The following is a 21,233-nucleotide window of genomic DNA, read 5'->3' as shown; positions in this document are numbered from 1 at the left end:
CTAATCGCCCAATTTCTTCAAGCTGAGACCTCTTAATCTAAGATCTGGCCCGCCCATCCAGACTGGTACTCCTTGAGATGGCTCTCCTTTACCGCACATTCCTGCATAGAAAGACAAATTGTTATCGACAGCAACAATTGAATTGTAAATCTGTCCTGTATTTGCTTCAAATACTGGGAAAAGAACTGGAGAGCCCAATTCTCCTTGCTTAATTTCATAGGCTTCTAGACCTACGTACCTTTGGCTCCATCTAAGGTCATCTATGTTCCATTCCATAAACGATTTTATAAAGACTCCTTCCCTTATGTCCTCTATCATCTCATCAAAGGTAATTGAAGAAGGCAAAAAGAAGGTGTTAGACATCCTTATTATGGGTTCCGCGGTAAAGTCTGAAGTCCTAACGGACCCATTACTCTTAACCCCAAATGAAGACGATGTAGATCTATCATATAGAAGTTCACTTATCATCCCATCCTTTATAAGGAATTTCCTCCTTGCTCTTACTCCTTCATCGTCGGACAGGAAAAAACCCATGCTATAAGGTAAGGTAGGGTCGTCAACCACACTTACAGATTCACTTGCGAAATGCCTATCTGATTTGATATCTCTCCCTGTCAAATAGCTCATGCCAGCTTGTGCACCCTCTCTTCCTAACACTCGGTCTGCTTCAAAAGGATGTCCCGCGGATTCATGGGCTATAATACCTGCTATCTGTCCGCTTAACACTATGTCTGAAATCGAGGAAGGTGTAGCCTTAGCCTTAGCTATTACTTCATTGAAAGATTTTACTTTCTCGCTTAGATATTCTTGAAGGTTCCAGGAATTCAAGACTTCATATCCTCCTGCAGATCCAAGCTCGTCAGAAAAAGCATTTATGCTTCTATCCCCCTCTCTCATTACTATGGAATACATGTTCCATACTCTTGGTATTTCGGAATGAACTGAAGCACCGTCTGAGGTTATTATATCCTTTTTTTCAAATAACTCTATATATATCAATTCAAATGATAATATCTTACTCGATATCTTTATGCCTTCAACGTCTTTCATTACGTTTTTCATGAACTTTATCTTTTCTCCCAAAGAAACTAAATCCAGAGGGGTCTTCTGAGTTACCTTATACTCTCCAACGAATATGTCTTCAACCTTTCCAAAGGAGTTAGACCAAGGTCTGGCACTCAACGGATGAAAGTATTCCAAGTCTTCTTTTATCTTTTCTTTACTCGGAGAAGAGAAAAAATAAATTATATTATCTTTGACCACCCTCAACGAGAAACCTGCAGATTCACTTTGATTAACACTAGTGGTAAGACCGTTTAATATATTAAAGTCCTGAATCTTAAGAGCGTGATGTCTAGCCTCTATGTAATCAAAGCCCCTCTTTTCTGCATACTTTAAGAGCCAATCTAAGTCCTCAACGTTGGCTGACATGAAACTACATATAAACTCCGTTATTAATAACCTTTGATAACTAGATCAGGAAAAACTTAAAATTAAAGAGTGCGAGAAGTCTTCTTGATATAACATGAGCAAGGAGCAGAAAACTGAGGAGATAAACACCATAATGGACCTCATAAAAGCTCTATTCAAGGACGATAATTGGTATCTGGGAGGTTTCATAGTTGCTTTAATATTGTTCATCCTATTTGACGTAGCTGCCTTTACTCCACATTAAATAATAAAATAAGTAGCTATCTAATGGAAAGATATATAAGTTTAGTTAAGAATGTTTTTTTCTGAGATGCCAGATGCCCAGAGTAAACATAGCAGCTGATGCTGAACTTATAGAAGAGCTGGAGCAGGAAGCAAAGAAGAGAGGTTACACTATATACGCACTTACCAATATTGCTATAAAATCTTTGCTAAAATTGCTTAAGGAAGGAGAAGACGCAAGCGTTCTGGAGAACATAGTAGAATATCATAGGTTATCCAGCTCTTTAGACCTGGTTCCAGTTACGTCTTGGTATCTTGAAAATATTACAAGACTAGCTTATGAAAAAGATCCCAAAGAATACGAGAAAGTTTGTGAGGGTGTAGGAGAACAGATAGGATCTTACTTGAAATCTAAGGCGAACGACATAAACGACCTAATGGAAATTTATAACAACATAAAAACGCTAATGCCGATCAGGGATGTGCAGATCAAGGATTCCAATGGAATGGTTGAATTTAGAATATATGGTACTGGATTCAGTGCAATATCTACTTTATGTGCAGCTAGAATTTTCTCAAAGATAGGAGAAAGTTTCGGGTTAGAAATTAAGAAGGTAGACGCGTTGGCGGGTGGGATTGTTACCCTCGTAGGTAAGTTCTCAAGCCCATCCAGCAAGTTGATTACATGAACCAATTAGTCTACATATGACAGATTGAGTTTCTAAAACGTAATTACTAATTGACACTAGGGAGGATGCACGTTTATATACTTCTTGGCTAAAGTCACCATGAGGAAAACCTCCAAGACCAATTATCCAATCCTCTCCTAGCTCGCAAAGATAGGACGGCGGTTTTTTCTCGCCATTTTCAGTTAAGAGAGCTAATTTATATTTGGAAAGTATGTCGTCTAAAGTCTCATCTAAAATCTCTATGAGAGGAGTTTGAGAATTTGGAGGTATCTTACGATATTCGAACAGTTGTTCCATGAGTCCCAAAAACCTATCGTAATTTTTTGGTGGTCTAATTTCTGGATTAACCTTAATAATAATAGAATTTATAGTATGAATATACAGATTTACCTTTATAACTGGATCGGTAAGCAACAAAACCATAGCGGAATGAATTATGTCTGGTCTTCCTCTCTTCTCTTTGTCCTTAAGGTTCTTCATTGCGTGATAGTGAATTGACACGTCCAGTATAGTTTTACTCGCTTCTCTCTTCCTTCTCCTGGCATTGTTTTTTACTGCCGGATGATCCAATAGTTCCTTCGGCACTGTCTCCAATGCAGAGTCAAGAAGTATAACGTTAAGAAACATGAAAGGCTTAATTGTATGTCATTTAAAAGATTGATTATGGCAATAAAGGCAAGGTTTAGGATATACGAGCTAATAGAGATGGGCATAAACGAAGTAAAGAAGGGTAACGTGGAAAGGGGAAGGGATTACGTAAAACTAGCCATTGAATATGCTAAGAAGGGTTCAATCAAAATACCAAGAGAATACAAGAGGAAATACTGCAGAAATTGCTTTGTTCCGCTTGTTATAGGTATAACGGAAAGCAGAAGAGTAAAGTCAAAGATCTTAATAAGGCGTTGTATGGAATGTAATTGGATAAGAAGATATGACCTCAGAGGACTTAGTAAAGAAAGTGAGGGCATCTCACTCGACGCTAAGGATAGGCAAAAACGGAGTAAATGATGGGCTCATAAATGAAGTTAATAGAAGACTAAAACAGGAAAAGGTCATTAAAATAAAGGTTGCAACTGAAGACGATGTTAAAGAAATTGCTGCAATTGTATCAGAAAAAACTAAAGCCAAACTTATAGAGATCCGCGGATTTACTTTCATATTGGCTAAAGATGATAGCTTTTGATGTCATTAGGGCTACCGGTCATAATAATGTAAAAGGGACTCATAGAAATACGTTGGAGATAACAAAAGACGATTACCTAACGCCTAGAGGAGATTGCATAATCGGTATAAACGCCGATAAGGCACTATCAGACTTAAAGGAAGAAGTTAAATCAATAATTAAAAAAGAGGGAAGCTTCATTTACGTTATTTTAAAGGTGAAAAACCTAATAGACATTGTTGAGGGAAGAGGTTCGTTATATTTACCCTTATCTAATTCGGAAAAAATTATAGTGAGGCGATCTAACTTCATTTCAGATTCTACCATTATGATCCATGCAAATAAGGCAGCTAAAAACATAAGAAGAGATCTAATAAATGAGCTTAGAAAAGAAGAAGAGCTAATCTCCTATGTCGTTGCATCTGACAGTCCCCTTAAATATGAAGAGATCCTTGGCATAGTCATTAACTCTAGACCAGACAACAGGAAAAATCTTCTCTGAAGCTTCTTCCTCATTCTTGCTTAATACGTAAAAAATCACCTCATTTCCGACCCTACATAGCTCTGCCTTAAATTTTTCTACCATAGTTGGATTGTCTGCTATGACAACGTTGAAGGCAGAATCTCTAAAAGGAAGAAAAGAAGAGTCGTATTGCAAAATGTCAATCAATCTATCTAACTTATTCAAAATGGCGCTTTCCTTCAAAAGAATCAAACCGTCCAAGTTTAAGTCCCCGGAAACCACCCTTACGTTCTTCTTAGCTATAAGGAGGGAAAATGGTCCGTAACCCGCAAACGCATCCAAAACTGGTCCTTCCTTTACGTAATCTCTTACACGTATCCTTTCGTTAGACATCGAGGGATTTACATAGACCTTAGAAACGTCAACTAGAAATTTAATCCCTGCCTCTTTGTATTCAGTAACGGGGTTGTCAACACCGCGTATCAACTCCACTTCATTTACCCTAAGTTGGCCAGAGACCTTTCTCCTTAGGTAAACCGACCTTACTTTCTTGTAAATTTCCATTATGTGGGATGCCGCAGCGTCATAGTCCTTATCTCCTTGTTCGGTAATTAGGGCTATTTCCCCTATAATGTAAAAACTCCTTAAACCTGGAACCACATAACTTAACTTCTTAGGTTTAGACTTTAGTTTAGGCTCGCATTCCTCAACTTGATAAGATCTGTAATCTAGCACAGGTATATAAACAGAGTTACCCTGAAAAATTGGAGAATAGCTAGGATCTACTTTAACTTGTCTTATTACCTTGTTATATTCCTTCCTATCAACTTTTATGCAAAAAACCATAATTCGAAAAAAGTCTTGTATTTACTCCTTCTTAAACTTGCTCATCTCGGAGCTATGACCGGCAAAAAGAGATGCACGTGGATCGATATATTTTTTGGCAACACTTATAGCTATTGCCGCTTGCCCGAATCCCACTGCAATTAACGCAAGTTTGGCAGAACCGTCCTGCTCCGCTATATCTCCTGCGGCATATACTCCAGGTAGATTAGTCTCCATTCGTGCATTAACTAGAACACTTCTACCCTTCATGTTTAATCCCCACTTAACCATGTTACCTAATTCGCCCTTATGACCTATACTGATTATCACCGCGTCTACGTCAAGTACTTTCTCTTCGTTAGTTCTATTGTCGAAAATTACTGCCTGAGTAACTTTGGTTCCGTCTCCTTTAACTTCCTTTAGCTCGTGCCAAGTGTAAACTGTAGCTACGTCGTACATTTCCTTAACGCTTCTTTCATGCGCTCTGAACTGATCCCTCCTGTGGGCTAAATACACCTTCTTTGCAACAGGAGCTAAAGTTAAAGCCCAATCTACAGCTGAGTCTCCTCCCCCTATTATCAGAATGGTCTTACCTTCAAAGTCTTTCTTCCTTTTCACTGTGTAAAATACTCCCTTATTCTCATATTCAACTTCTCCCTTTGCGCCGAGCCTAACTGGCTCTATCTTGCCTATACCTGTAGCTATCATAACTGACTTTGCCTTATAAGATCCTACGTTAGTTTTAATCACCCACATGCCATCCTCGGTTCTCTCTAAGCCGTCAGCAAGTTCATTTAATTTAAACTCTGGGGAAAACATTTTAGCTTGCTCTATTAAGTTCATAGCAAGGTCATATGCCTGAATTCCTGGAAAACCGCCAACGTCATAAACCATCTTCTCAGGATACCATTTTATTAACTGACCGCCTAGCTCGTCCTGTGCTTCAATCACAACAGCCTTCATATCACGAAGGCCAGCGTAGAATGTTGAGAAAAGCCCAATTGGACCTCCGCCTATTACAGCTATGTCATACTCGCCCATTAATTACCCTCCGGTCTTTCTTTACAAGCTTATACTATTTAAACTTTTACTTATCTATCTTACACATTGGGTTATTACTATGGAAAAACAACTAATTGAGATTTTGCTGATATTGGCTTTAGCTACGTTCCCAATATTGATGGGATCATGGATATACATGTATAGAAAAGTCATAAATGGGGGATTAGAGTACGTAGGGGAAAAATACAACGAAAAGAAAATAGTGATTCCCCCAGGAAAGTTTACCGTTGTAGAAGTGAATGGAAAATGTGTAATGGTCTCTGAAGGAATGAACTCATGGTTCACGATAAGGATAAACGGTGGAGTGAGACAGAGAGTATTTAAAATAAGACTCATTAACACCAAGGGAAATCTTACCATAATAAATGAAAGTAAGACGATGTCCCTTTCAATAAATATTAGATGCGAAGCCTCAGCTTAAAGAGAAATGACGTCAGTGCCATAGCTATAAGTAAATTTACTATCCATATAAAATACCCACTAAAGCTACCTATTGGTTGAAGGGACATTCCCAGTAAAATATCTATGGTATTTACTTCCGCTAAACCTATGCTTGAACCCTCCTTAGCAATTGAAGTAGTGAGTGAATACAACACTGAAATTGCCAATTCGTTGAAAATGCCTACTATAAAAATTGCTGGCAAAAAGGCTTGCGTGTATAGAAGTAATGATGGGACAGTACCCAAAATTGAGGAAATTAAGAAAAGTCTTAACTTACCGACTTTATCACCTAGAAAACCAAGAGAACCCCCTAGCATTGACGATAAGAGAAGAAGTCCCGTGAACTCGGAGCTAGAAACTAATGATATATGAAGATAATATAGAGAAAAAGTAGGAAATAGCTCTCCTATAACGTAATAAACTCCCCATACGCCAGCGGTAGAAAGACCTAAGTAGAATATCCTCTTGTCCCTTACGACGTTCCAATTGGGTTTCAAATCTGACTTGTCAAGATAACATAAAACTGAGGAGAACAATGTCATCAAAGATATTAATGCAAATGATATGAAACCAAGATAGCGCTCAAGTAGTATCCAGTTTAAACCTAACAACCCTCCAAGAGAAAAAAGGGAATTATATATGCCCAGAGCTGTAGAGGGTCTATCCTTATTTAGAAGGACCAGTAATCCTCCCCCGCTGGAGAAAAAGAGGGATGCACCTACCCCAGCTAACATGTAGGAAAGAAGTAACTGGAGAAAAGATCCTGAAAAGTAAACCAGTAGGGGCGATAAAGACATTATCAATAGACCAGAAACCAGACTCCTCCTTAAGCCTATTTTTGAGGCTATAAATGCAGAAGGTAATTGCATTGAACCTGAACCTATAAAAAACGAGAGAGGCACTAGTCCTGCGAATGACAATGGAAGAGAATATTTTTCTATAATGGAAGGTAGAAGAGGAGCTAGATAGAACCACTGTATTGCGTATATAATCCTTGCAAAGAATATCCGTTTCCCATTCATTAGGTTGACAAGGCTAGATTACTATTAATAACTTCCTTAATCAGTGAATCTTAGATGAAGTTTAAAATCATTAATAAACCTTCAGAGGCTGTACTCAAGATTGCAGAGTCAGTAAGAAAGATAGGGATAGAGAAGGGCTTCGATTATACCGACAATGATGCTGATTTCGTTATTGCAATAGGTGGAGATGGAACTCTATTGAGGGCAATTAGGGAAGGAAAACCTATAGTAGGAGTTAAGGCTGGAAGAAGAGGTTTCCTCATGGATGTGCCAAAGGAAAGGATAGAAGAAGTCTTCGATAGAATAAGAAGTGGAGATTTCAAGGAGGAGAAATACATATTGTTGGAGGGCGAATTCAATGGAAAGAAGGTGAAGGCATTTAATGAAATTGGAGTAATGTTCGACAGACCAGAGGCCATACAAGTTCAAGCCAAGTTCGGAAGAAATGAGATATCAATTGAAGGAGATGGGATACTGGTTTCCACTCCACAAGGAAGCAGCGGATGGAGCATGTCGATAACTAGGAACTTGGTGAGCAAGAATCTAGAAGCATTGGAGATAGTATTCGTTAATCCAATTTATCAACCTTTAAGATCTTTAGTTATAGAACTCAGTCCAATTACCTTGAAAATGCTAAACAAGGGATATATTCAAACAGCTAGAGTAGTAGCTGACGGTGAAATATTTTCCTTGATGAAAAGTTGCGAAGAAATGACAGTTAAACCTGCAGAGGAAAAGGCTATACTCATGAGGTTTTTCGAGCTGGACACGATAAGGGAATCGCTATGGACAAGATAATATTAGATACTGCTGGCTTCCTAGCTGGAATAGAGAATGCCTTCCCGAGGGTTTATACTACTGCTGAAGTCATTTCGGAAGTTAAAGATTCGAGCTCACTAATGAACCTCAACATGGCTATATCTAGCGGGAAGGTAATCGTCTTTAAGCCAAAAGAAAGTAGCGTTAAGGAAGCCTTAAGTTATGCTTCTAAGGTTAAGGACTATTCTCTATCTAAAACAGACATTTCCATTCTTGCACTTGCACTTGAATTAAAGCCGTGCGTGGTATTCACAGACGATTTCTCTCTGCAGAACGTTTTAAAAATTGCAGAAATAGATTATAGATCGGTTAAAGTTAATAGAAAAATCAATGAAATAAGAGAATTCTACTATAAATGTGAGAGTTGCGGAAAAACTTATAGCAAGTACATAGAGAAGTGCAACATATGTGGGAGTAGAGTTATAAAAACTAGGAGAAATAATCATTAAAATGAATTACTTCCCAATGGAATAATAGTGCTTATTTAAATGAAGATAGACTATAAAGAGTTCAGAAATCTTGTACCAGCTACAAGAAAGTTCAAGTATCTAAATCATGCAGCAATTTCACCAATACCTTTACCGGTATTAATGGAGGCTTTCCAATTCATGTATGAAGTGTCAGAAAGCGGTTCTATTGGAGTTAACTATGCAGAGAGGGATGACCTATTTTACTTAAGGGACAACATTTCTAAGTTAATTAGTGCATCGCCGGAAGAAATTTCTTTAGTCCCTAATACATCTTTCGGGATAAATATAGTTCTACACGGAATTGGACTTAATCAAGGGGACGAAGTACTTACTGACTCGTCCGAGTTTCCAGCTATACCAGCAGCATCGTCAAAATTAGAGAAATTAGGAATTAAAGTTAAGATTGTCAACGTGAGACCAGAGACTTTCGAGTACGATATAATAGACAAGATAAACGAAAAAACAAAGTTAATCGCAATAAGTTCCACTAGTTTCCTTACCGGAGTTTCTCCTAAACTATCATTGATTTCCAAGGAAGCTAAAAGAAATGGATCGTATCTATTAGTGGATGGAATCCAGACTGTGGGAGCGGGAAAAATAAGCGTTGAAAAAGACGAGATAGATTTCCTAGTAGCTGGAGGTTACAAATGGCTTATGTCCCCTCAAGGATCTGGTTTCCTATACGTCAGGAAAGGATTAATTGAGGATCCACCATGGTACGGCTGGAGAGGAGATTCTAATTATGAAAAATTTGACATACACCCATTTTCTCCAGATAAAGGACCTAGAAGATTCGAGTTAGGGGCTTATCCCTTAGCTCCTTTGGTGGCCATGAATAAGGCTATTGAAATTATCAGGGACAATGAAGATACGATATATGATAGAGTGCTGTTGTTATCTAAAGTTAACATAGAATGCCTAAGCGATAAAGGAATGGAAGTGGTAACCCCAATGGAGAAAAGGGTCGGTATAGTTACAGTTAAAAGTAGGAACTCCAAAAGAAGCGTAGCCGAACTTTACAAAGAGGGTATAGTAGTTTCCCCTAGGGGGGAGAACGTAAGAATATCAGCACATTTTTACAACGACGAGGAGGAGGTCAAGGAAGCTTGCGAAAAGTTAGCTATAATTGAAAGAGAGATTAACTTGTAAATTTTACTTAGTTAAAAATATAACTCGTTTAACTATTTTTAGAAATAATATAGCTCTTATATGTAATATTAATTTCTTTTTTATACCTAAATTATTTCTTATCTATTAGAATTAATTTATTATCTGTAAAATTTATGAACTTGGAAGCTGTCTCAATAGAATAGCCTTGCCTTACGAAGATTGGAAGATCATCAATTGACTCTACACTGTTCTCTCCTTCGAAAATATCTCCTTGAAGGTTAGCCCACTTCCCTTTTGGTAAATAGACTTCCCTTCTATTAGTTCCCTTTTGGAGTATTGGAGCAAATAATATGCTTGAACCTACCATAAACTCATCACACCTATATGAACTGTCATCTTGAGGGAAATAGTAAGGTAATGGCCTTAAAACTGGATGGCCTTTTTCATTAGCTTCATCAACAAGCTTCTTAATGTAAGGCAGAAATTCATATCTGAGCTTTATCACGTCCTTTATTCTCTTCCTCCAAGGTTCAGGCAAGAGATATATTTCCTGATCTTCTCCGCCTTTAGCTTTGTGATTCCTAAATAACGGCATAAAGAGTGCTGCCTGAAAATATCTGAGCAATAGTTCGTAATCCCTGCTTGTTCTTATTCCGCTTTCTCTCCCTGAGAAACCTCCTATGTCGAAACCTACGTAGGGAACTCCACTAATTGAAAGGCTCAATGTAAGGGACAACTGAAGTCTAAGATCGTCCCAACTGCTTACGTTATCTCCGGTCCAAACTACTGCGTACTTATGTATTCCAAGATATCCGCTCCTAGATAAAATAAATGGATCCTTCCCCGTCCTTCTGAAACCATCAAATGTGGCTTCAACTTCCTTTAAGCCATACGCATTATGCAAAAGTTCGTGTGGTATCCCTTTATGAAATGACTCTCCAAAAGTACCTTTTCCAAGCACAGCAGGTTCGTTCATATCAATCCATATTCCGTCTACGTTGTATTCTTTAATCCATTCTTCAGTTTTCCTAGACCACCATTCCTTAGCCTCATTTGAGAAGAAATCAATCCATGCACATTTGCCAGGCCACATATCATCAATATATATTTCTCCATTCTTGTTCTCCACATAAAGGCCAAGAGCTTCCCTAAAGGGGGGATAGCTCTGGTCCACCTTAAGGCATGGACTGAATATAGTTACTACCCTAACGTTCCTTTTATGCAATTCTTCTATCAGGCTTTTAGGGTCTGGGAACTTATTTTTGTCCCAAGTAAACATCTTGTATTGTTCCATATAGTCTATATCAAGATAGACCACTGAAATCGGCACGCCTTCTTTTAAGTGTTCATCTATTATATTAATCAAGGTAGACGAAGGATAGTAAGAATACCTGCTTATCTGATAACCTAAGGACCACTCAGGTAACTTAAATGGATATCCTGTGAGCTCAGATAATAATTCAAAAAGTTCTTCCATACTCTTTGTTTCCAGAACGTATAAATCTAAACTGTTATCAACGAAGCCTAAGGATATCTTATCATATATTATATTACCTATATCTGCAATTCCCTTACTAGCATTATTGAAGAGAACTCCAAGTATTTTTTCTTTATCTATTGAAATAAAGAAATTAATTGACTTATACATCGGATCAGTGTACCAATTATAGTGTCCTCCTACATCTATGTTCCAAAGTGAGAACGTGAACCTTCTTCTATCTAACTCGAATGCCCTTTCTCCCATACCCAATATGTGTTCTCGAATGCCCAAGTCTTTTTGTACAACTATCTTAAAAGTGTCTTTACCTATGCTATAGTTCTCCAGGACAGTCACATAGGGCAAATCTGAGGCTTGAATAAAGCCTAAGTCTTTAAATGATACCGGAGGAGACGGGTCGTTGACTCTAACATTATAAACAGTACCACGTTTTTGACTAACCTTCCTTATATCTACTTTCATAGGTTTTACTATTGCGAACAGTTATAATTTACTTTTAGGAACAACTAACTCCTAGCAGGCTTTCAGGATTTTATGAATGCTTTCTTTTACTATTTATAGACAATAAATATTAGATTCTTTATCTGAAGTGAGAGCCAATAACTTTATCATTATAAGATTGGATAAAGTAATTTTATTTATAGATTATAGAGGTATACAAGAGTTTAAACTCTCAGCTTGTATTTATTCTTTACATACTCAAATTTTCCTACAAGTCCATTAGTCCTATTTTCATGTTAAAAATAACGTTTTCTTATAGTTATCCCCTAGATTCCGCCTCGTTAATCAAGCAGTATTAAATATTGAAAATTATTAATATTTTTCGCTCAATCTATTAATTTAAAATATTTTCACTTCTTTCTATTTCTTTTCTTTGGATTATCTTTTTTCTTCTTGGCTTTTCTTTTTACTTTAACTTCTACCCTTCCTTCACTTTGGTAGCTTTCATTGCTTGGATTGGAAGATCTAGCAGCTAAAGCCTTCTTCAATTCTCCTACTATCATGAAGTAGTCCCTGAACCACAAGAGAACTGCTCTATCCTTGTCGATTTTAACTAGACCGTACGGATGTATTATTCTAGAAATATTAGAATATATGTTCTCAAACCTCTCGCTAGGATAACCTACAATGTAACAACCTAAACCTATGAGAGCGCTAACCTTTGGCATGGCTAAGGTTAGATAATCTGCCTCTTTCCCACATTTACACTTTAGCCTTTCCTTTAAAGGAAAGTCCTCCATATTCCTTGAATATTCTGGGAACTCTAAGTGTTTCCTACAAACCGGTTTTCCAATTAAATAAATAGTATCCCGATCTATCGGTGGCTTCCCTCCTGTTGTTTTCTTCAGCCTACCGATAACCTCTCCGAAATGCAGAATAGTATATCCTGCGTCAACCATTCTATGCCATTGCCTTTTCCTCAGAATTTTCTCGTAATCCTTTGTTGTATTTTCGATAAAAATTGAAAGAAAGATTCTCTCCAGCAAAAACCTATTTGACTCCTCTGCGGAGTGTAAGTTTCCTTTCATTGCGTTCATATAACCGTTATCTATCAATGTTTCTATTTCGTCCGCAAACAGCATTCCCTTATATAGCTCCTTACTCTCCTTTATGAATGATCTAACAGTCTTATACAGACCACTCCATCCTTTAGGCACGTTATCCAAAATATCTAATGTCTGCCTTTTTGAGGTACATAGATCGTCTGTGAAAAACCTTACTGCCTTTTTGCACTCCTCCAGTTTACATTTATCAAATAATATCTTAGCTTCGTCTTTGTCGCACATTTTCAAGCTCCTCTAAAATTGCAGAAGCTGCTGTAATTACGGGTTTTTCACCTTTTAATTTATCTAAAATGGGTATAGTAGAAAGAATGGTACAGGCAACGTAGATTGAATCTACCTCTTGATTCCTATGACCTATAGATACTGAGTCCTGGACAAGTTGATATGGCGTAGATGCTATCGCCGGACCTCCTGTTCTTCCCATCGCAATTGAACCTATTACTTTAAATCCGAAATCCCTTAACCACTTAACTTCATAATCATGTCTAAATTGATTGTAAGGAGTAACTAAAAATACATTTTGAGAACCCTTTCTTTTTAGGGTATTTATTATGGATTCTGTTGAAATTACTACTGGAACTGAAAAGAATTTCTTAAACTCATTCCATCCCCTCTTTGAAAATACACCGTATGATCTAGCATATATAATGACGTCTGCATCTTCTATATCATGTTTCATCTTTGAGAGTTCTTCAAATGCTTTACGTCTCTCCCTTTCTGACTCTCCATGTCCAGGAACGTACTTCATGTAGAAAGTTCTCAAATCACTTAGTACCATCTTTAGATCTTTTTCAAGAGTGGTATTTTCCGATGATATTATCAATGAAACTTTCATAAGTTTCAAATGCTGGTTTAAGGATATTATTGTTGCCCCTTTGTATATACTTCGTATATTTTCTTCAATTTCTCTAGTAATGAGATTGCATGTTCCTTTCTTATTTCAAAACCCTCTCCTTGAGGTCTAGGGTGAAACTCCCCATGTAGCTTTTCGGCATTTACAAAGTCAATTGTTATGGAAGAATCGTTCAATTTATAGGACAAATATTCAATAAAAGCGTAGTAAGAATGATAGTCGTTTATTTCCATATCTTCCTTAAGAGCAATTAGCTTAATTAGATAAGATAGACTTAACCAATAATGCTCTCCAGCTTGAGTCAGATCATTTTCCTCTATTTTCTCTGCTAACTCTAGGTGAAGTTGAGATAAACTTTGAAGAAGATCTTCTATTCCGCGTTTTCGTGTGGAAATTAACACATCTACTAAGAACTCCTCTTCGCTTTTTCTTTCTTCCTCAGATGCCTTTCTTATAAAATTATAGACTAACTCGCTCAATTTCTTTAACCTATTATATTAAAGAAGATAAAGCCAAAATACCTTTCCTTGAATCTATAAGCTACGCCTTCCTTAAGGCTTCGTTAAAAATGTCTTTGAGGAAAAAGTTGCTGTAATTTTAGACCTTTGAATACCAAGTTCAACAAAAAAGGATACACTGTACTGAGTTTCAATGATAAATGAACATATAAACTTTTAATTAAAAAATCTTAATCTTCTATTAACTTTTAAGCTAAAACATGGATAAACTTTTAAAATAAACAGAAACAAAGAGATCTAAATGTGCAGAATGTTCGCTTATTACGGTTCATCCTCAAGGATGTTAAATGAACTTATATCGTGTCTAAAAATGAGTTCCGAAAAGGATCCTCTGAACGGAAGACCACATGACAGCGGATGGGGTTACGTTATAATAAAAAGGGATTCGATTAGTTACTATAGGTCTGGTAAACCAATTTTCAGAGAGAGCGTGCCAGTTTTCTTAGAAGATGATGATATGATAGCAATATTTCACGCTAGAAAAGCTACAACTGGGAAGATAGGCTCACAATTCTCCCATCCTTATATGGAAACTAACATAGAGGGAACCCATTTCTTCGCTCATAACGGTACTGTAAATAAAGAGGAACTAGGAAAGAAAATGGGATTAACACAGAAGGAATTTTCAAAATATGTAGACTCTGAGCTCGCCTTTAAGTATTATTTAAGTACGAGGGATATAGAAACCATAAAGCAAGCCACGGAAACAGCACTCAACATATTCTACGCAAAGGTTGATAGGGATACACAGGATGTCGAATTAAAATATTTAAATTATACAACACCAGATCACGATAAACCATATTATCATCTATACATGGATACCAGCGATGGAATAGCAATATATTCGTCCTCTTTAGCCTTCATCTGTAAGGGGCTTTCTAGGCAGAGGGTTCCGCAGGGATTTAACATAGTAGGGAGAATGAAAATAGAGGAGAAAGAGTTACAGCTAGCATGAATCTTATTATTAGTTATTTTTATAATAAAAAAAATCTAGATAATAAGCATAATTTCTAAGCTATCCAGAAAGATTTAAAGCAAATAAGATGTATCTAAATCTTATGAATATGTGGAGAAGAATAATCAGATGGTATATCCTGCTAAGGCTATTAAAGGTTCTAACTAAAAAGAGAGGTAGATGGACATGATGGAGACCGTGAAGAAGGAAATAAGCAAGAGACTAGAGGAACTATCCAAGGAGTTTTACGAGAACGTGATACCACCATTAGACATATACGAAAATGAGGGATTCCTTTACATTATAGCCGATCTACCTGGATTCTCTAAGGATTCAATAAAAGTTAGATTACTTGGAGAGAATTATCTTCAGATAATTGCAGAAAGAGAAAGTAAAATTGAAGGAACCAAGTACATATCACAACGCCCAACAAGAATAGACAGGAAGATAAGGTTACCACTTAGAGTCAAGTCAGATCAACAAATAGCAGCTAAGTACGATAACGGAGTGCTTACTATAAAAGCACCAGTACAGTCTGGAGGAGTAACGATTAAAATCGAATAAAAGACAAACCGAACAATGCTATTAATATGGATAATATATCATTTTCTGTAATAATATACACAATTATTGCAGAAATTATTAAGATCTGAGGAAGGTAACTTCTTTTTTCTTTCCTTGCAGGTATGATAGGTTTCTTCTTTTTACCCAGAAGAGAGTCCATAATCCTCTTACGGATATTCTGCAGAACTTCTCTGCCTTGTTCTAATATCACCTTTGTCTTATATCCTTCCTCATCGAGAAGCCTCTCTGAGAATTCAAGGAAATTGAACTCTGAGTAAATGTTTCTGCAGGTTCCTTCAAGAACACTTATCATTCTCAATGGAAGAACTAACTTATATGGTAATCTCAATGGAAATTTATAGAAAACTTGATTAGAGATATCTAAAAAATCCTCTACTTCCATTTGATCTACTTCTATTCCTTGTAGATTTTGCATAAATAGGTCTATCCCCTGAGCTAGAATCTCCCTATCAGCGTATGGATCTATGGCTCCTAAATCGTCCATAACCGACACCAAAGTATCGGCATCAAATGACGTAAGGGCATAATAAGCCCTCACTAAGATATTCCTAGTCTTAGCGTCAACCCTACCAACCATGCCAAAATCATAGATAACTAATTCCCCCTCCTCATTTACTCCAACGTTTCCTGGATGAGGGTCTGCATGGAAATAATCATTATTAAGTAATAGATTCATAAAAACCTTAAAAACCTTATATGAAAGGGATCTTCTGTCATATTTTGAAAGAACCTCCGTCGAAGTCACTTTCTCTGAGGGGACGTACTCCATGACTAAAATATGCTTGGTAGATTTAATGAGGGAAGGAACCTTCACACCTGGATATTCCTTCAAGGCTTCCTTTATGTTCCTTAAGTTGTTAGCTTCCTTGTTGTAATCCATTTCGTCAAATATTCTGGTCGAAAATTCATCAACGAAAGTTTTCATGAGATCTACAAATGTCTTATCTAAAACAAACCTTAACAGCGGAAGCAATCTTTTCATTATTTTTATATCATTAGATACAACTTTGTCTACGTTTGGTCTAACTACCTTTATAGCTACCTTTTTACCTTCCTTAGATTCTCCTAGGTAAACTTGCCCTAAAGAAGCAGAAGAGATGGGAACTTTATCTAACACTTTGAACTGTGTTCCGAGATCTTTCTCTAGTATTTCTCTCACTTCCTCAAAAGATGCAGGAGGTACTTCATCTTGAAGTCTAGATAGTTGCCTAATATAAGGTTCTGGCATTATATCAGGCCTTACAGAGAGGACTTGCCCAAACTTAATGAACGTAGGACCAAGGCTTATAATCACATCAGTTAATTTCTTTGCCTCTTCCTCCATTTCTATCTGGTCTAGTTTTTCGTCAGCTAGAATCTTCTTCCTGAATTCCCTGTAAGCTAAAATTCGAGGAGCAAGCTTCAAGATAATCTGGAGTTCCCTTTTCATCTAATTATGCTCTTTCTGGAGGGTTTTGTAACTTTCTCAAAGCTTACCTTGAAGGTTGTACAGTTTTGTTAGAATTTCCATCTTTGGATATGTTTTCATTTTGAATCTCCTTTACTGTATCCATAATCCTCAGTATAACCTCATGTCTAGGAGGTTCCTCGTATTGACCTCTGCACATAGCATCCACAACTATAACATATGAGCTGAGCGTGGTTTCAATAATTCTAACTGCTGGGTCACCTACTATGAAGTCTAGTTCCTTTAGCTTTTTGGTCAACCTAGGTATCATCACTCTTGGATCTATCGAATTAGGTATCTCATATCTAGTTCTCACTCTTCTTGCGTCTTCGTTATGAGAGAATACTGCTGCCTGAATCATAATGCTGTTAGGAATCTTCAACGGGACGCCATCATCGGTAAGTATTGACGTATAGATTAAGGATATATCTTGAACTACTCCCGTATAGCCTGGTATAAGAAAGTCATAGGAATAGTACTTAGGAGGATACGTAGCTAAATCTAGTCCGTATTGCCAAGTTGATATTGTAATTCTATCTCCAACAGAGAAGGGTCTAGAAGTGAATATAACTAAGCCTCCAAATATATTAGCGAGCATATCTTGGCTAGCTAAACCTAACACTAGACCAGTAACGGTTCCTCCGAAGAGTATGCTAGTAATTCCTATTTTAACTAATGCAAATACAGCAATTACAGTTACTGCATATCCTGTTAATTCAGTCAATATCTTAAGTCCCTCTCCAACCGTAGGTGAAATTGACTTGGAAGTTGCCTTCTTCACAATGTTAGCTACAATGTTGGTTAGAACTACTCCACCGAATAGTATTAGAACAGCATATACTATATTTATAATCGCAATATTACTAATAACGTGAAGAACATCGCTCAATATGAATACAGCTAGGCCTGCTATTATTATGATCACTAGTATAGAAATCAATATCCCTAATGTTATCTTAACTCCAGAAATCCTCATAATATATCAAGTAATACGTTTCGGTAAAAAACTTTCCCGTTAAAAGCTCAATAATTATAGAAACCCTTTCCAGAATCCTTCCCAGTTTTGCCTTCCTCTATCATGCGCTTCAGTAGATCAACAGGTTTATAGGCTTTATAACCCTTAGAATAAATTTCTTCTAGATTTTTAACTATTTTATCAAGGCCTATTTCGTCTGCAATTTTCATCATTCCCTTAGGGAAATTATAACCGTAAACCATTACATTATCAACGTCCTCCGCGTTAACTATGCCTTTTTCTATGAGAAAACTGCCCTCATTAACAGCCAGGGACATTATTCTGGCTGGATCGACCTTACTCTCTTGCGGTAGTTCAGGCTTTTTATACTTACCAGGATACGGATATACGTAGAAACCTTTGCCTGATTTCACTCCTAGTTCTTTATTAGCAATTTTCTCCTTATACATAAGGCAAGGAACATCCTCTGCTGATCCACTGCTAACTATAACGTTCCAAAGATCTACTGAAACATCCAAACCTACGTAATCCGCAAGCTCAAATATACCCATTGGGAGACCTACTTTCTTCCTTAAGGCACTATCAACCTCTTCCTTAGTTGCCTCATTGGACTCAACCTCTCTACAACCTTCCTGCATCAACCTTAAGTAAATTCTATTACCCACGAAGCCTGGTATCTCCTCCCTTAATCTGACTGGAACCTTATCTAAAGTCTTAGCAAGCTCAACTGTAGAATCCACAATATCGTTCCTAGTATACTTGCTTGGTATTACTTCAACTAATTTCATAATAACTGGAGGATTGAAGAAATGCATGCCTATAACTCTATCCGATTTACCTATACCCTCTGCTATAACAGATATAGGTATAGAAGACGTGTTAGTCGCCAATACTGCATGAGACGGAGTATTAGCTAGAATGGATGAGAATACCTTTCTCTTCAAGTCCAAATTTTCAGGAACAGCTTCAATAACAAAATCCTTATCCTTGAAAATATCATATGATGTTGAGAATGAAACTCTTGACATTATCTCCTCTGGGGTCTCCTTTAGACCGCCCCTGCTGCAGATCTTCTGCAATGATTCTACCATCTTTTCCTTTGCCCTATTTAAAAAATCCCAAGATATGTCAACTACAGATACCTCAAATCCCTTCATAGCTGATATTTCCGCAATTCCATGACCCATTGTGCCAGCTCCGACAATCCCTACTCGTTTAATCTGCATGGGATAAATCTCTTTCTAAAGGTATTTAGGCTTTCAGGAAGCTACCTTTTAAACCTTATTAATTGAAGAGAAAAATACCATGGCTCGTAGAATGTGTCCTCAGTGTAAGAAGGTAGATGAAATAGAAGTTATCCATGAAGGTAATGTAATCACCAAGAAGTGCCCACATTGTGGCTTCATTTATATTACGTATAAAGTTGAAAGGCAGGAGATACTTGAACATAAGGAGTAAGAGATAAGGAAAACTGTATCCTTTATTGCTAATATAAAAATTTGTTTATAAAAAATTAAAGATATTATTTCCAATCATAATAAAAGTTTATTTTACTATTAAAGTTGAGTCCACCTTGATTTCTTTATCGAGAGCAAATAGAAGATAATAGTCTCTATAAAGAGGGGGATTAGAAATAGCAAGTCCTCTTCACCTAGCCCAGCAGCACCTTGTGCTAATATAGCAGCAGAAGTGGTAGGAATTAATGAAAGAACGTAAACTTCCCATCCTTTTAACATACTGTAAGGGTAGAAAAGAGGTGGAATTGCTATGAAGAGAACTGGCAAAATGGAAGCAATGCCCCAGCTGTATCTAACGTGAGGAAGATAGCTAGCTATAAGAAAACCCAGTCCAGACGTCGAGATAAGTAGGATTAGCGATATGCCCAAGATTTCGGCTAAGGAGATTACATTGAGAATACCTTCAAATATTGAAAGAAAAACGTACAATATGATGCCTGGTAATGAAAACACCAGATTAGACAAAACTAAACCCAGTATGTATTCTTGAGGTCCTATCTCAGTAGTTACCAGCAAATCCTGCAAGTGAAGTTCCATTCTTAAAAAAGCGAAGTCGGTGAGAGATATGAGCCCGTTTTCTGCTACAACAGATAGAAGACCTCCTATTATTGCATAATCTAGTAAAGCCCCACGTGAAACTATATAAATTAGAAACAGAAGAGCCAGGGGAGAAGCTAAGTATCCGAGCACGTAAATCCATCCTCTTCTTATATTAGATATTCCATAAAACCAAACGAATGAAAGTATGAATTTTACGTTAATTCCTCATCACCACCGAAAAGTATGAATAAATCCTCTAATGAAATTGGTTTTATTACATATTTTCCTATGTACTCAGTAGCATCAGCGTACTTAACATATTTTATCAAGGTTCTCCCTACCTTAATGTCTCCTGTTCCCTCAACCCTTACTATATCCTTATACTTCTCAAGTAAAGAGAAAGGAGAACCCTTTACTACTAACCTTCCCTTATTGATCATAACTATTTCGTCAGCTAGCTCCTGAGCTTCCTCCATGTAATGTGTTGTCAATACAAGCTTACTATCCATGGATTTGAGGATAGACCATACCTCAAGTCTAGATAGTGGGTCTAAGCCCGTCGTTGGTTCATCCAAAAATACTACCTCGGCATCTGAGGCTAATGCCATAGCCACGAAGACCTTTCTCTTCATTCCTCCAGAGAGAGAATCCGTGGATTTATCCCTTACTTCCCAGAGACCAACCTCTTTTAAAACTTCTCTAGCTCTAGACTTAGCTTCCTGAATCGAAAAACCTCTGGAGGTTAAATACATCAACAGATGTTCATAAGACGATGAAATCCCGACCGGCTTAGCCTCTTGAGGTATAGAAGACACTATCTTCCTTACTTTCTTCCTGTCTTTTTTGATGTCATAACCCTCAACTAAGGCTGAACCAGAAGTCGGTTCAAGTTGTGTAGAAAGGATCCTCATGAAAGTGGTTTTCCCCGCTCCGTTCTTACCTAATAAAGTTAACGATTTTGAGCTAGAAACAAACGAAATGGAATCTAAAGCTTTAGTTCCGTCTGCATAGATTTTTGTAAGATCCTTAGCCTCAATCATAGAAAGGTACAACAAAAAAT

Annotated in this window: 26 protein-coding genes; 12 read left to right on the top strand and 14 right to left on the bottom strand. The window is 37.2% G+C overall.

Annotated features, from left to right (window positions below; translation table 11 throughout):
- Positions 1-1,431: a TldD/PmbA family protein gene (locus RQ359_RS08210; protein ID WP_156016932.1), complete on the bottom strand. Its 1,431-nt coding sequence runs from the start codon at positions 1,429-1,431 to the stop codon at positions 1-3.
- A 94-nt stretch (positions 1,432-1,525) separates the two neighbouring features.
- Between RQ359_RS08210 and RQ359_RS08205 the strand changes: the two genes are divergently transcribed.
- Entirely contained in the window at positions 1,526-1,675 is a 150-nt protein-coding gene (locus RQ359_RS08205) for a hypothetical protein (protein ID WP_170267526.1), read from the top strand.
- Positions 1,676-1,748: 73 nt separating this feature from the next.
- Positions 1,749-2,342: a hypothetical protein gene (locus RQ359_RS08200; RefSeq protein WP_054838364.1), complete on the top strand. Its 594-nt coding sequence runs from the start codon at positions 1,749-1,751 to the stop codon at positions 2,340-2,342.
- Here the strand turns inward: RQ359_RS08200 and RQ359_RS08195 are convergent.
- Positions 2,313-2,969 (bottom strand): 16S rRNA methyltransferase, encoded by a 657-nt coding sequence (locus tag RQ359_RS08195; RefSeq protein ID WP_156016934.1) that lies wholly within the window; start codon positions 2,967-2,969, stop codon positions 2,313-2,315. The genes RQ359_RS08200 and RQ359_RS08195 overlap by 30 nt on opposite strands.
- A 36-nt stretch (positions 2,970-3,005) precedes the next feature.
- Here RQ359_RS08195 and RQ359_RS08190 point away from each other — a divergent pair, with 36 nt between their 5' ends.
- Genes RQ359_RS08190 through RQ359_RS08180 form a run of 3 tightly spaced genes read left to right on the top strand, consistent with a single transcriptional unit; the run spans position 3,006 to position 4,006 of the window.
- Positions 3,006-3,350, top strand: a complete 345-nt coding sequence (locus tag RQ359_RS08190) for a ribonuclease P protein component 4 (RefSeq protein ID WP_054838417.1) — start codon at positions 3,006-3,008, stop codon at positions 3,348-3,350.
- Positions 3,274-3,525, top strand: a complete 252-nt coding sequence (locus tag RQ359_RS08185; RefSeq protein WP_156016936.1) for a YhbY family RNA-binding protein — start codon at positions 3,274-3,276, stop codon at positions 3,523-3,525. The genes RQ359_RS08190 and RQ359_RS08185 overlap by 77 nt, the downstream gene beginning before the upstream one ends.
- A complete protein-coding gene (locus tag RQ359_RS08180) occupies positions 3,512-4,006 on the top strand; it encodes a DUF371 domain-containing protein (RefSeq protein ID WP_054838365.1) in 495 nt (164 codons plus the stop codon). Before RQ359_RS08185 ends, RQ359_RS08180 begins: the two co-directional genes overlap by 14 nt.
- Here RQ359_RS08180 and RQ359_RS08175 read toward each other — a convergent pair.
- Positions 3,905-4,813, bottom strand: coding sequence for a class I SAM-dependent methyltransferase family protein (locus RQ359_RS08175; protein ID WP_156016938.1), 909 nt, complete (start codon positions 4,811-4,813; stop codon positions 3,905-3,907). The two genes, RQ359_RS08180 and RQ359_RS08175, sit on opposite strands and share 102 nt — an antisense overlap.
- 21 nt (positions 4,814-4,834) lie before the next feature.
- On the bottom strand, positions 4,835-5,833 hold the full coding sequence (locus RQ359_RS08170) for an NAD(P)/FAD-dependent oxidoreductase (protein WP_156016941.1): 999 nt from the start codon (positions 5,831-5,833) through the stop codon (positions 4,835-4,837).
- A gap of 79 nt (positions 5,834-5,912) precedes the next feature.
- On the opposite strand from RQ359_RS08170, the gene RQ359_RS08165 reads away from it, so the two are divergent.
- Positions 5,913-6,275, top strand: coding sequence for a hypothetical protein (locus RQ359_RS08165; protein ID WP_156016943.1), 363 nt, complete (start codon positions 5,913-5,915; stop codon positions 6,273-6,275).
- On the opposite strand, the gene RQ359_RS08160 is transcribed toward RQ359_RS08165, so the two are convergent.
- Positions 6,253-7,317, bottom strand: coding sequence for an MFS transporter (locus RQ359_RS08160; protein WP_156016945.1), 1,065 nt, complete (start codon positions 7,315-7,317; stop codon positions 6,253-6,255). The two genes, RQ359_RS08165 and RQ359_RS08160, sit on opposite strands and share 23 nt — an antisense overlap.
- Positions 7,318-7,371: 54 nt before the next feature.
- On the opposite strand from RQ359_RS08160, the gene RQ359_RS08155 reads away from it, so the two are divergent.
- From RQ359_RS08155 to RQ359_RS08145, 3 genes are read left to right on the top strand one after another with little or no spacing between them, the layout of a single operon-like run.
- Positions 7,372-8,115: an NAD(+)/NADH kinase gene (locus tag RQ359_RS08155; protein WP_156016947.1), complete on the top strand. Its 744-nt coding sequence runs from the start codon at positions 7,372-7,374 to the stop codon at positions 8,113-8,115.
- Complete coding sequence (locus RQ359_RS08150; RefSeq protein ID WP_054838369.1) at positions 8,103-8,585, top strand: NOB1 family endonuclease; 483 nt, start codon at positions 8,103-8,105, stop codon at positions 8,583-8,585. Before RQ359_RS08155 ends, RQ359_RS08150 begins: the two co-directional genes overlap by 13 nt.
- 39 nt (positions 8,586-8,624) lie before the next feature.
- Positions 8,625-9,755, top strand: coding sequence for an aminotransferase class V-fold PLP-dependent enzyme (locus RQ359_RS08145; protein WP_054838370.1), 1,131 nt, complete (start codon positions 8,625-8,627; stop codon positions 9,753-9,755).
- Positions 9,756-9,846: 91 nt separating this feature from the next.
- On the opposite strand, the gene RQ359_RS08140 is transcribed toward RQ359_RS08145, so the two are convergent.
- The 4 genes from RQ359_RS08140 to RQ359_RS08125 all read right to left on the bottom strand — a co-directional run bounded on the left by RQ359_RS08140 (position 9,847) and on the right by RQ359_RS08125 (position 14,111).
- A complete protein-coding gene (locus tag RQ359_RS08140; RefSeq protein WP_054838371.1) occupies positions 9,847-11,676 on the bottom strand; it encodes a TIM-barrel domain-containing protein in 1,830 nt (609 codons plus the stop codon).
- A gap of 389 nt (positions 11,677-12,065) precedes the next feature.
- Entirely contained in the window at positions 12,066-13,001 is a 936-nt protein-coding gene (locus RQ359_RS08135) for a hypothetical protein (protein ID WP_054838372.1), read from the bottom strand.
- A complete protein-coding gene (locus RQ359_RS08130) occupies positions 12,979-13,614 on the bottom strand; it encodes a maleate cis-trans isomerase (RefSeq protein ID WP_054838373.1) in 636 nt (211 codons plus the stop codon). Before RQ359_RS08130 ends, RQ359_RS08135 begins: the two co-directional genes overlap by 23 nt.
- Positions 13,615-13,640: 26 nt before the next feature.
- Positions 13,641-14,111, bottom strand: coding sequence for a PaREP1 family protein (locus RQ359_RS08125; RefSeq protein ID WP_156016949.1), 471 nt, complete (start codon positions 14,109-14,111; stop codon positions 13,641-13,643).
- A gap of 280 nt (positions 14,112-14,391) precedes the next feature.
- Between RQ359_RS08125 and RQ359_RS08120 the strand changes: the two genes are divergently transcribed.
- Together RQ359_RS08120 and hsp14 are read left to right on the top strand one after the other, a co-directional pair.
- On the top strand, positions 14,392-15,108 hold the full coding sequence (locus RQ359_RS08120; RefSeq protein ID WP_156016951.1) for a class II glutamine amidotransferase: 717 nt from the start codon (positions 14,392-14,394) through the stop codon (positions 15,106-15,108).
- A 180-nt stretch (positions 15,109-15,288) separates the two neighbouring features.
- Positions 15,289-15,672 carry an archaeal heat shock protein Hsp14 gene (gene hsp14 / locus RQ359_RS08115; RefSeq protein ID WP_240900114.1) on the top strand — a complete coding sequence of 128 codons (384 nt, stop codon included), beginning with the start codon at positions 15,289-15,291 and terminating at the stop codon, positions 15,670-15,672.
- Here hsp14 and RQ359_RS08110 read toward each other — a convergent pair.
- Genes RQ359_RS08110 through RQ359_RS08100 form a run of 3 tightly spaced genes read right to left on the bottom strand, consistent with a single transcriptional unit; the run spans position 15,659 to position 19,342 of the window.
- Positions 15,659-17,122 (bottom strand): ABC1 kinase family protein, encoded by a 1,464-nt coding sequence (locus RQ359_RS08110; protein WP_054838377.1) that lies wholly within the window; start codon positions 17,120-17,122, stop codon positions 15,659-15,661. The genes hsp14 and RQ359_RS08110 overlap by 14 nt on opposite strands.
- 43 nt (positions 17,123-17,165) lie before the next feature.
- On the bottom strand, positions 17,166-18,116 hold the full coding sequence (locus RQ359_RS08105) for a mechanosensitive ion channel family protein (RefSeq protein WP_083476949.1): 951 nt from the start codon (positions 18,114-18,116) through the stop codon (positions 17,166-17,168).
- Positions 18,117-18,163: 47 nt separating this feature from the next.
- On the bottom strand, positions 18,164-19,342 hold the full coding sequence (locus RQ359_RS08100) for a 3-hydroxyacyl-CoA dehydrogenase (RefSeq protein ID WP_156016953.1): 1,179 nt from the start codon (positions 19,340-19,342) through the stop codon (positions 18,164-18,166).
- Positions 19,343-19,421: 79 nt separating this feature from the next.
- Between RQ359_RS08100 and RQ359_RS08095 the strand changes: the two genes are divergently transcribed.
- Positions 19,422-19,574: a hypothetical protein gene (locus RQ359_RS08095; protein ID WP_170267527.1), complete on the top strand. Its 153-nt coding sequence runs from the start codon at positions 19,422-19,424 to the stop codon at positions 19,572-19,574.
- A gap of 98 nt (positions 19,575-19,672) precedes the next feature.
- Here RQ359_RS08095 and RQ359_RS08090 read toward each other — a convergent pair whose 3' ends face one another.
- Together RQ359_RS08090 and RQ359_RS08085 are read right to left on the bottom strand one after the other, a co-directional pair.
- Complete coding sequence (locus tag RQ359_RS08090) at positions 19,673-20,323, bottom strand: ABC transporter permease (RefSeq protein ID WP_206338988.1); 651 nt, start codon at positions 20,321-20,323, stop codon at positions 19,673-19,675.
- 62 nt (positions 20,324-20,385) lie between these two features.
- Positions 20,386-21,213 (bottom strand): ABC transporter ATP-binding protein, encoded by an 828-nt coding sequence (locus tag RQ359_RS08085; RefSeq protein WP_156016955.1) that lies wholly within the window; start codon positions 21,211-21,213, stop codon positions 20,386-20,388.
- Positions 21,214-21,233 lie beyond the last annotated feature (20 nt).

Source organism: Sulfuracidifex metallicus DSM 6482 = JCM 9184, assembly GCA_032834875.1.
GTDB classification, from domain to species: Archaea; Thermoproteota; Thermoprotei_A; order Sulfolobales; family Sulfolobaceae; genus Sulfuracidifex; species Sulfuracidifex metallicus.
This window is presented reverse-complemented; position numbering and strand designations above follow the sequence as displayed.

Excerpts from the sequence above, each read along its gene's own strand:
- RQ359_RS08160 (WP_156016945.1), bottom strand. The coding sequence starts at position 7,317 with ATGAATGGGAAACGGATATTCTTTGCAAGGATTATATACGCAATACAG.
- RQ359_RS08095 (WP_170267527.1), top strand. The coding sequence starts at position 19,422 with ATGGCTCGTAGAATGTGTCCTCAGTGTAAGAAGGTAGATGAAATAGAA.
- RQ359_RS08170 (WP_156016941.1), bottom strand. The coding sequence starts at position 5,833 with ATGGGCGAGTATGACATAGCTGTAATAGGCGGAGGTCCAATTGGGCTT.
- RQ359_RS08085 (WP_156016955.1), bottom strand. The coding sequence starts at position 21,213 with ATGATTGAGGCTAAGGATCTTACAAAAATCTATGCAGACGGAACTAAA.
- RQ359_RS08195 (WP_156016934.1), bottom strand. The coding sequence starts at position 2,969 with ATGTTTCTTAACGTTATACTTCTTGACTCTGCATTGGAGACAGTGCCG.
- RQ359_RS08165 (WP_156016943.1), top strand. The coding sequence starts at position 5,913 with ATGGAAAAACAACTAATTGAGATTTTGCTGATATTGGCTTTAGCTACG.
- RQ359_RS08130 (WP_054838373.1), bottom strand. The coding sequence starts at position 13,614 with ATGAAAGTTTCATTGATAATATCATCGGAAAATACCACTCTTGAAAAA.
- RQ359_RS08185 (WP_156016936.1), top strand. The coding sequence starts at position 3,274 with ATGACCTCAGAGGACTTAGTAAAGAAAGTGAGGGCATCTCACTCGACG.
- RQ359_RS08175 (WP_156016938.1), bottom strand. The coding sequence starts at position 4,813 with ATGGTTTTTTGCATAAAAGTTGATAGGAAGGAATATAACAAGGTAATA.
- RQ359_RS08205 (WP_170267526.1), top strand. The coding sequence starts at position 1,526 with ATGAGCAAGGAGCAGAAAACTGAGGAGATAAACACCATAATGGACCTC.
- RQ359_RS08210 (WP_156016932.1), bottom strand. The coding sequence starts at position 1,431 with ATGTCAGCCAACGTTGAGGACTTAGATTGGCTCTTAAAGTATGCAGAA.
- RQ359_RS08105 (WP_083476949.1), bottom strand. The coding sequence starts at position 18,116 with ATGAGGATTTCTGGAGTTAAGATAACATTAGGGATATTGATTTCTATA.
- RQ359_RS08135 (WP_054838372.1), bottom strand. The coding sequence starts at position 13,001 with ATGTGCGACAAAGACGAAGCTAAGATATTATTTGATAAATGTAAACTG.
- RQ359_RS08200 (WP_054838364.1), top strand. The coding sequence starts at position 1,749 with ATGCCCAGAGTAAACATAGCAGCTGATGCTGAACTTATAGAAGAGCTG.
- RQ359_RS08120 (WP_156016951.1), top strand. The coding sequence starts at position 14,392 with ATGTGCAGAATGTTCGCTTATTACGGTTCATCCTCAAGGATGTTAAAT.
- hsp14 (WP_240900114.1), top strand. The coding sequence starts at position 15,289 with ATGGACATGATGGAGACCGTGAAGAAGGAAATAAGCAAGAGACTAGAG.
- RQ359_RS08180 (WP_054838365.1), top strand. The coding sequence starts at position 3,512 with ATGATAGCTTTTGATGTCATTAGGGCTACCGGTCATAATAATGTAAAA.
- RQ359_RS08100 (WP_156016953.1), bottom strand. The coding sequence starts at position 19,342 with ATGCAGATTAAACGAGTAGGGATTGTCGGAGCTGGCACAATGGGTCAT.
- RQ359_RS08190 (WP_054838417.1), top strand. The coding sequence starts at position 3,006 with ATGGCAATAAAGGCAAGGTTTAGGATATACGAGCTAATAGAGATGGGC.
- RQ359_RS08110 (WP_054838377.1), bottom strand. The coding sequence starts at position 17,122 with ATGAAAAGGGAACTCCAGATTATCTTGAAGCTTGCTCCTCGAATTTTA.
- RQ359_RS08140 (WP_054838371.1), bottom strand. The coding sequence starts at position 11,676 with ATGAAAGTAGATATAAGGAAGGTTAGTCAAAAACGTGGTACTGTTTAT.
- RQ359_RS08145 (WP_054838370.1), top strand. The coding sequence starts at position 8,625 with ATGAAGATAGACTATAAAGAGTTCAGAAATCTTGTACCAGCTACAAGA.
- RQ359_RS08150 (WP_054838369.1), top strand. The coding sequence starts at position 8,103 with ATGGACAAGATAATATTAGATACTGCTGGCTTCCTAGCTGGAATAGAG.
- RQ359_RS08155 (WP_156016947.1), top strand. The coding sequence starts at position 7,372 with ATGAAGTTTAAAATCATTAATAAACCTTCAGAGGCTGTACTCAAGATT.